Source organism: Lentzea flaviverrucosa (genome assembly GCF_003350445.1).
In the GTDB taxonomy this organism is placed as follows: domain Bacteria; phylum Actinomycetota; class Actinomycetes; order Mycobacteriales; family Pseudonocardiaceae; genus Lentzea; species Lentzea californiensis.
Map to the genome: position 1 here is coordinate 226,730 of NZ_QQAU01000018.1, position 8,799 is coordinate 235,528.

Genomic DNA, 8,799 nt, shown 5'->3' on the forward strand with positions numbered 1-8,799 from the left:
GGTGATGACGCGCCCTCCCCTGCGCGTTTCGGCCCCACCCCCTTGAGCCCCCGTCGCTTGGACGGGAAATCGATGAAGGAGATCTAATGCAGACCTGGGCAAAGCGCGGACTTCAGACCGCGTTTGTCACTGGTGGTTTGCTGATGCTCGGTACGGGCATCGCTTCTGCTCAGGAGAACGTCGACCCGGACGCTGCGCCTTCGGCTGTCGACGTCGCGGCCGCTGTTCCGATCAAGGCCGACCAGAACAAGCTGGCCACCCCGCTCCGTGAAGTCACGGTCCCCAAGGTCGACCGGACGATCAGCACGGACCGCGTCACCAGCGTGGTGCCCACCCGCACGGCAGCGCCCGTCGCGAACCCGCTGGTCCGTCAGGCGGGCGAGCGCCTGCAGGGCACCGCCTTCCAGAACGTGGTGCGCGGCAACAGGATCCAGGGGCACCTCGATGTGCCGATCAACATCTGCGGCAACGCGATCGCGGTTCTCGCCGACACCCAGGCGACCGGCGACTGCACGCAGACCACGCACCGCGACGGCACCGTCATCACCGATGGCGCCGGCCAGGCTCTCGCCGGCAACGTCGTCGCCGTCGACCACGTGCTCCCGGTCCAGCTGACCGGCAACGCGATCGGGGCGGGCGGCAACGCCGAGACCAACACCGACGCCGAGCAGGTCTCCACGACCGGCGGCGACATCACCACCAGTGGTGACAAGGGCGCCATCTCCGGCAACGTCGTCACCGAGCGGGGCGCGACCCCGGTTCAGGTCACCGGCAACGGTGTGGGCGCGGCGGGCATCGCCGACGCCAACTCCACCGCCGACACGTTCGCCTCCTCCGAGGGCGACACCATCACCAGCGGCAAGAACGGCTCGATCTCCGGCAACGCCGTGCCGATCCCGCTGTCCCCGCTCGCCGAGGTCAACGGCAACTCGGCCGCCGCCGCGGGCAACTCCGACACCGACTCGACCCAGACCGGTGCCGCGTACACCGGTGGCAAGACCTTCACCAACGGCGACCCCGCCACGCTCGCCGGCAACATCGTCGAGCCCGCGCTCGCCGGCCCGATCACGGTCGACGACAACGCCGCCGCCGTCGGTGGCAACGCCGCCGCCGTCAGCGACACGGTCAACGACTCGCGCGCCGGTGGCTCGCACCACACCACGGGCCACGGCTCCACGGGGTCCGGCAACATCGCCGGCGCACCCATCTCGCTGCCCGTCGCCGCGGGCGGCAACGGCGCGTCCCTGGTCGGCAACGCGCTGACCGACCACACGAACGAGGCGAACTCGACCGCCGGTGGCCAGTCCTTCACCGTCGGCGACAAGTCCGTGCTCTCGGGCAACATCGCGGACGTTCCCCCGGCCACGGCCGTGGACGTGTGCGGCAACGGCGCCACGCTCGCCGGCCAGGCGGCTGGCACCTGCGAGAACGACGTCAGGTCGGTCACCTCGGGCTACCAGGGCACGACGGGCAACGACTCGGTCGGCTCGGGCAACATCGCCTCGACCCCGCTCGCCGCACCCGCCGAGGTCTACGGTCTCGCCGCCGCCGTCGGTGGCCAGGCCGCCGGCTCGGCCGACGAGGTCAAGCTGGTCCAGTCCGGTGGCACCCCGAACACCCAGGACGACCGCGGCACGGTCTCCAGCAACGTCGTGACCGCCCCGACCGCGGTTGCCCCGCAGGTCTTCGCCGTCACCGCCGGCCTCGTGGGCAACACCACGTCGGACGCGGCGAACGACACCACGGTCGTCGCGGGCGACGCGCCCCACGCGACCGGCAAGAAGAGCTCGGCGTCCGGCAACATCGTCCAGGTCCCGACCTCGACGCCGGCCCAGGTCTTCGCTGACGGCGTCACCCTGGTGGGCAACAACGACACCACGGGCGCCAACGCCACCGACATGAAGGCCGGCGGCGACGCCCTCACCACCGGCGAGCAGGGCTCCATCGCGGGCAACGTCATCTCGGCACCGGTCGCGACCGGCACCCAGGTGCTCGGCTGGTCGGTCGGCGGCGGCAGCAACGTCAACTCGACGGCCACCAACGACCTCAGCTCGGTCGCCGGCGGCGACGTCAACAGCAACGGTGACAAGGGTGCCGTCGCCGGCAACCTGATCGGCGCGCAGCCGGCAGTGCTCCCGGCCGTTCCGGGCAACACGGTCTCCGCGGCCGGCATCACCAAATCCGACGTGGTGTCCGCCACCAACGTCGTGTCCGGTGACGACAGCTACTCCTCGGCCGACGACGCCTCGGTGTCGGGCAACCTGGTCAACGTTCCCGCCAACGCCTTCGCCGGCGTGTACGCGAACGCGGTCGCCGTTGCGGGCAACGCGACGACGATCACCGACAAGGCCTCGTACACCCAGGCCGGCGGCGAGACCCTCACCGAGGGCAGCGGCCCGCTGACCGCCCGCGACATGCACGTCCCGGTCGAGGCGGCCGCCAGGCTCGCGCGCATCCCCGTCGAGGTCGTCGGCCAGGCGACCACGCTGGGCACGAGCGACGACACGCAGCTCACCGGCGAGGACACCGACGGCACCCTGCGCGCCACGCAGCTCAAGGGCCTGGAGCTCCCCAAGGGCGTCGACAGCCTGATGAAGGCCAACCAGATTCCGACGTTCCACGGTCTCGACAGCAAGCTGCCGATCAACCAGCTCCCGAACCCGGCTGACCTGGCGGCTCTGGCCGGCCAGCTGCCCATCCAGGGTCTGCCCACCACCCAGGGTCTGCCCACCCAGGGTCTCACCAAGGGTGTGCCCACCAAGGGTCTGCCCACCCAGGGCGTGACCAAGGCTCTGCCCACCAAGGGTCTGCCCACCCAGGGCCTGACCAAGGCTCTGCCCACCCAGGCTCTCACCCAGGGCCTCACCCAGGGTCTGACCAAGGGCCTGGCCAAGGCGCCCATCCAGGGCCTGCCCGGTGTGGCGAAGGAGCGCTCCGCCCTGCCGCTGAACGGTGGCACCGGCAGCATCACGCCGAACGTCCAGGGCCTGCCCCTGGGCCAGCTGCTCGACGCCGCGAAGGGCCTGGTTCCGGCCGGCGCCACCGGGCGTTCGCTGCCGTCCCTCCCGGTGACCGCCCCGGCCCTGCCGGTGCCGGTGCAGCTGCCCGCGCTGCCCACCGAGCGTTCGCTGCCCACGCTGCCCGTCGGCGGCCCGGCCTCCCTCTCGGGTCTCAGCCTGAACCCGACCCAGGGCCTGGCCCCGAAGGCCGGCGAGCGCGCGCTGCCGCAGCTGCCGTTCGACGCCCCGGCGCTCGCCATGATCGACCCGGCCAACCTGTTCCAGAAGGTGACCGGCTCGCTGTAACACCCCGCACCACGTAACACCCCGCAGTACGTAACACCCTCCCTCCGGTAAGAAGCTGAGCCCCAGCGACACGACGGTGTCGCTGGGGCTCAGTGCCGTTCGGGGGGATTTCGTGCTGCGACCCGTAAGGGCGAGTCATCTCGGCAGCGGGTGCTCATCAGGGCGCGGGCACCGCCTTCTCCGCGGCGCGGCTGATCTCCTCCCACGCGGCCCACGTCTCCATCCGCCGTCGCGAGATGTCGAACGCGACGTCGTAGACCATGCTGCCGAGCAGGAGCCTGAGCGGCGGCTCGTCACTCGCGACCAGCTTCATCACCGCTTCGGCAGCCAGTGCCGGCTCGCTGTCGACCGACCCCTCGGCCCACATCTTCTGCAGTTCGTCGCGCAACTCGTCGTAGACGGGGTTCGGCTCAGTCGCCCGGCTGCCGGCGTACAGGTCGGTCCAATATCCGCCGGGCTGAACGATGGTGACCTTGACCCCGAACCTCGCGGCCTCGGCGGCCAACGCCTCACTCATCCCTTCCAGCGCGAACTTGCTCGCGCTGTACAGCCCGGTGCTCGGGAACCCGCCGAGCGCGCCGATGCTGGAAATCTGCAGCAGGTGGCCACTCCCGTTGGTGCGCAGGTGCGGCATCACCGCCTGGCTGACCCACAACGCACCGAAGAAGTTGAGCTCCATCTGCGCGCGAGCGTCGGCCTCGGTGAACTCCTCGACCATCCCGGTGAACAACGCCCCAGCGTTGTTCACCACGACGTCGAGCCGCCCGAAGTGCTCAACGGCCTGCCCGACGACGTCGAACACGGCCTCCCGATCCGTGACGTCCAACCGCAGCGGCAGAAGCCGGCCGGCGTACTTCGCCGCAAGCTCGTCGAGCGGCGCCACGTCCCGCGCCACCCCCACGACCTCGTCTCCCGCGGCGAGCGCCGCCTCGGTGAAGGCGCGTCCGAGCCCACGGCTGGCACCGGTGACGAACCAAACTCGCGATGAGGCTGAGGCAGTCATCTTCGTGTTCCCCCTTCTGGCGAGACGAGACGTCTCGTCTCGTTGACGGGACGAAGCATGTCTCCACCTGCGAGTACTTGTCAAGACGAGACGTCTCGTCTCGTCACTTGCTAGCATGAGCCATGCCCATGCCAGGTGTCCCAGATCCCAACCGGCGCAGCGATGCAACGCGGCGCGCCATCCTCACCGCGGCCATCGACCTCCTCGGGGAGGTGGGCTATCCGAAGCTCACCATCGAAGGCATCGCCCGCACGGCCGGAGTCGGCAAGCAGACGATCTACCGGTGGTGGGCGTCAAAGGGTTCCCTGATCTTCGAGGCCTTCCTGGCCTTCGCGGGCGACGGCGAAACCGCTGCTCTGCCAGACACCGGCGATCTGGCAGCAGACCTGAAACTGGTACTGCGGGCCACGGTCGATGAACTGGACGACCCGCGCTACGACAAGGCCATGCGCGCCATGCACGTCGAGATCGTCAACGATCACCTGCTGGCCGGCGAGTACGTGGCGCGGCTGGAAAAGCCGATGCGGGAACTGAAGAAGGAACGCCTCCGCGCGGCACAACGCGTTGGGCAGCTCGCCGAAGACGTCGAGCTCGAGGTGGCGATCGACATGCTGTTCGGCCCGGTCCTCAACCGGTGGCTGCAGCGGACTGGCCCGCTGACTCACGACTACGTGGACCAAGTGGTGGACACGGCGTTGCGCGGCCTCAAGCCCCGCAAGCCGTAGCCCGCTGGCCTGGTCTGGGCTGAGCAGGTGAAGCCGTCTCAGCGGCAGCAAGATTCGTTTGCCGCAGCCATGGCCTGACCGCCATGCAGCTCTCCGAGCTGAGCACCGATGGTGCCTACGCGCTCGTGTTCGTGGACTGCCCTCCAGCACACCGGCCTTCTACGTGACGCCACCCGATGTCGAACGCGGCGAGGTCGAGCAACACCTCTCCGGCTGGGAGCGATTCACAGACTGACCCGCGCGACTTACGTCTGGGCCAGGTCCGTGAAGCGGCTGTAGTGCAGCTGGTGCGCCACGACGATGGTCGCGGTCGGGCCCGCGCGGTGCTTGGCGATGATCAGGTCGGCCTCGCCGGCGCGCGGGTCGTCGCGTTCCCAGGCGTCTGGGCGGTTGACCAGGATGACCATGTCGGCGTCCTGCTCCAGGGAGCCTGACTCGCGGAGGTCGGAGAGCATCGGGCGCTTGTCGGTTCGCTGTTCCGGGCCTCGGTTCAGCTGGGAGATCGCGATGACCGGGACGTGGAGTTCCTTGGCGATCAGCTTGAGGTTTCGGGAGAACTCCGAGACTTCCTGCTGGCGCGACTCGGTTTTCTTGCCCGACGACATCAGCTGGAGGTAGTCGACTACTACGAGCTTGAGGTCGTGGCGTTGCTTGAGGCGGCGGGCCTTGGCCCTGATCTCCATCATCGTGAGGTTCGGGCTGTCGTCCACGAAGAGCGGTGCCTCGCTGATCTCGCTCATGCGGCGGGCCAGGCGGGTCCAGTCGTCGTCGCTCATCGTGCCGCCTCGCATGTCGCTGAGGCGGATGCGCGCCTCGGCGGAGAGCATGCGCATGACGATTTCGGTGCGGCTCATCTCCAGGCTGAAGATGGCGCTGGTCATGCCGTGCTTGACCGAGCACGACCTGGCGAAGTCGAGGCCCAGCGTCGAGTTGTGGGTCGGGATCATCGTCTCGCCCGCGAGGTACAGGTGGTCGTGGTTGTCGACCTCCACGCACCTCACCGGGACGGAGGCGACCGGGCGGACCGCGACGATCTCTACCTGGGCGTGCTCGCCCAGGCCCGCGATCAGTTCGTCGACGTCGCGGCGCAGGCGGGCGAAGCGGCCGTCGATCTGCAGTGCGGCCAGCAGTTCCGCGCGCTGCTTGTGGGACGCGCGCAGGTATGCGGCGGGGATGTGCGGGTCGTCGGCCAGGTCGAGCTCTTTGGCGACGCGCAGTTCGTCGTCGGTCAGTTCCAGGTCGCCCAGGCCGGACAGGAACAGGCCCAGCGCGCGCGGGGACAGCGGCAACGACGCGGTGGGCAGCTCCCAGGCCGCGGACAGGCGGACGAACATGCGGCACAGGCCGACCCGCTCGAACAGCTGCGCGGTGGTGCGGATCGCCCAGAAGCCGCCGGTCTCGCTGCACGACTCCGTCAGCCACTGGTGCTCGGCATCGGCCACGATCACGGTGCCGTCGGAGAACTCGACCTCGAAGCACGGACGGCCCGTCATCACCTCGGTCGCGGCGACCACCCTGGTCGGGCGGCCGTCGGCGCCGATCAGGAACGAGCCCACCGACACGGCGCCCATCGTCGTCCAGCCGGACGGCGTGGGCAGCGGGGTGTCGAGGGCGAGCGCCTTGCCGACACCGGGGCGGGCCGCGACGATGATCATCTGGCCGCCGTGCAGGCCGTTGGTCAGGGCGTCGAGGTCGGCGAAGCCCGTCGGGATGCCCTGCGACATGCCGCCGCGGGACGCGATCGCGTCGATCTCGTCCATGGTCGGCTGCAGCAGGTCCTCGAGGGCCACGTAGTCCTCGGTGGTGCGGCGGTCGGTGACCTCGTAGATCGCGGCCTGCGCCCGGTCGACCACCTCGTCGACGTCCGCGCCCTCGGCACCGTTGTAACCCAGCTGCACGATGCGCGTGCCGGCCTCGACCAGACGGCGCAGCACCGCCTTCTCCGCCACGATCTCGGCGTAGTAGCCGGCGTTCGCGGCCGTGGGGACCGTCGCGATCAACGTGTGCAGGTACGGCGCGCCGCCCACTCGCAGCAACTCGCCGCGGCGTTCGAGCTCGGCCGAGATGGTGATCGGGTCGGCGGGCTCGCCACGGCCGTACAGGTCGAGGATGCAGTCGTAGATCGCCTGGTGCGCCGGGCGGTAGAAGTCGTTCGGCGCGAGCGCCTCGATGACGTCCGCGATCGCGTCCTTGGACAGCAGCATGCCGCCGAGAACGGACTGCTCCGCCGCGAGGTCCTGGGGCGGCTGACGCTCGAATGCGGGCTCCGCCATGCCCCGGTCGTCCACGAGCGCCACTGCCGAATCACCCCTGCGAAGAAGTCGAGAGCCGGTGCCTGGATCACCTAGTTGTACCGCGCGGCACCGACAATTTCGGGCGGCCACGCTGTGCGATGGCCTCGCCCTGACAGCGACGCTAGAGGGACCCGTCCGGAGCAAGCAAACCAGCGTGTGGATCGCCCTGTGGACAAGTGGGGGACAACCTGTGGATGGTTGCTCACAGGGATCACGGCGCTGGGGACAACCTGTTGACAACCAGTGGAGTGACAGAAGTAACTGCAGCTCAGGGGCTGTGTACAAGTTGTGGAAAAAGTTGTGCGCCACACCCTCGGCGTGTCGCGAAAAACACCTTCGTCGGCGTGTCGCCGCCAGGCTGGACTAGCCGTTTGTCCACAGGAAGTGGACAGGGCGACACTGGTCCGAACGAGCGAAAGCGCCACCCACCCGGAGCATTCCGGGTAGGCAGCGCTTCAGCAAACCGAACCGTGGGCCACCCCCACCAACGTGTGGCGGGGACACCCCGACGATCACTCGCCGGCAGTGACCTCGACCGGCAGGGCAACGGTGACCTCGGGGTGGAGGCGAACCGTGACCGAGTGCTTGCCGGTCGTCTTGATGTGACCCGGCAGCTCGATGGCGCGCTTGTCCAGGACCGGACCACCGGCGGACTTGACGGCAGCCGCCACGTCCGACGTGGTGACCGAGCCGAACAGCTTGCTGCTGCCGGCGGCGGCCTTGGCCTTGAGCGTTACGGAGAGACCCTCGAGCGCGGTCTTGATCTCCTTGGCGTGGTCCAGGTCGCGCACGCGGCGGGTGTCCTGCGCGCGGGTGATGACCTGGATCTGCTTCTGCGCGCCACGGGTCGCGACGATCGCGAGACCACGCGGGAGCAGGTAGTTGCGGCCGTAGCCGTCCTTGACCTCGACGATGTCGCCGGGAGCGCCAAGGCCGGAAACGTCAGCGGTGAGGATGAGCTTCATCGCAGTGTCTCCTTCTCTTAGCGAGCGGTCGAGGTGTAGGGCAGCAGGGCCATCTCACGGGCGTTCTTCACGGCAACAGCGACGTCGCGCTGGTGCTGCGAGCAGTTGCCCGTGACGCGGCGGGCACGGATCTTGCCGCGGTCGGAGATGAACTTGCGGAGCAGCGTCGTGTCCTTGTAGTCGATCAGGGACGCGCTCTTGTCCTTGCAGAAGGCGCAGACCTTCTTCTTGGGCTTGCGCACAGGCGGCTTGGCCATGTGTCTCTAACTCCTGAATACGCGATGAGTGAAGTACTGGATGACCGGTGCAGTCGGTCTAGAAGGGGGGCTCGTCGGCGAAGCCACCGCTGGAACCGGCCTGCGGGGCAGAACCCCACGGGTCGTCCGCGGGCGCCGCGCCGCCACCGCCGCGAGACTGCTGACCGCCGCCGCCGCCGAAGCCGCCGCCACCGCCGCCGTCTCCACGGCTGACCTTGTTGACCTTCGCGGTCGCGTAGCGCAGCGAGGG

General features: G+C 69.2%; 6 protein-coding genes and 1 pseudogene. 2 read left to right on the forward strand and 5 right to left on the reverse strand.

Annotated elements, in window-relative coordinates; all coding sequences use genetic code 11:
- Nucleotides 1-86 precede the first annotated feature (86 nt).
- Nucleotides 87-3,305 carry a beta strand repeat-containing protein gene (locus DFR72_RS40055; RefSeq protein ID WP_114773951.1) on the forward strand — a complete coding sequence of 1,073 codons (3,219 nt, stop codon included), beginning with the start codon at nt 87-89 and terminating at the stop codon, nt 3,303-3,305.
- A gap of 157 nt (nt 3,306-3,462) precedes the next feature.
- Here the strand turns inward: DFR72_RS40055 and DFR72_RS40060 are convergent, their stop codons facing one another.
- Nucleotides 3,463-4,308 (reverse strand): SDR family oxidoreductase, encoded by an 846-nt coding sequence (locus DFR72_RS40060; RefSeq protein WP_090071930.1) that lies wholly within the window; start codon nt 4,306-4,308, stop codon nt 3,463-3,465.
- Between the two features lie 122 nt (nt 4,309-4,430).
- Between DFR72_RS40060 and DFR72_RS40065 the strand changes: the two genes are divergently transcribed.
- Complete coding sequence (locus DFR72_RS40065) at nt 4,431-5,033, forward strand: TetR/AcrR family transcriptional regulator (protein ID WP_090071928.1); 603 nt, start codon at nt 4,431-4,433, stop codon at nt 5,031-5,033.
- Between the two features lie 245 nt (nt 5,034-5,278).
- Here the strand turns inward: DFR72_RS40065 and dnaB are convergent, their stop codons facing one another.
- The 4 genes and pseudogenes from dnaB to DFR72_RS40085 all read right to left on the reverse strand — a co-directional run.
- A complete protein-coding gene (gene dnaB / locus DFR72_RS40070; RefSeq protein WP_211335706.1) occupies nt 5,279-7,306 on the reverse strand; it encodes a replicative DNA helicase in 2,028 nt (675 codons plus the stop codon).
- A gap of 533 nt (nt 7,307-7,839) precedes the next feature.
- Nucleotides 7,840-8,292 (reverse strand): 50S ribosomal protein L9, encoded by a 453-nt coding sequence (gene rplI, locus DFR72_RS40075; protein ID WP_090071925.1) that lies wholly within the window; start codon nt 8,290-8,292, stop codon nt 7,840-7,842.
- Between the two features lie 17 nt (nt 8,293-8,309).
- Nucleotides 8,310-8,549 carry a 30S ribosomal protein S18 gene (gene rpsR, locus DFR72_RS40080; protein WP_030480165.1) on the reverse strand — a complete coding sequence of 80 codons (240 nt, stop codon included), beginning with the start codon at nt 8,547-8,549 and terminating at the stop codon, nt 8,310-8,312.
- A gap of 58 nt (nt 8,550-8,607) precedes the next feature.
- Nucleotides 8,608-8,799: pseudogene (locus tag DFR72_RS40085) on the reverse strand (single-stranded DNA-binding protein); the annotation flags it as partial.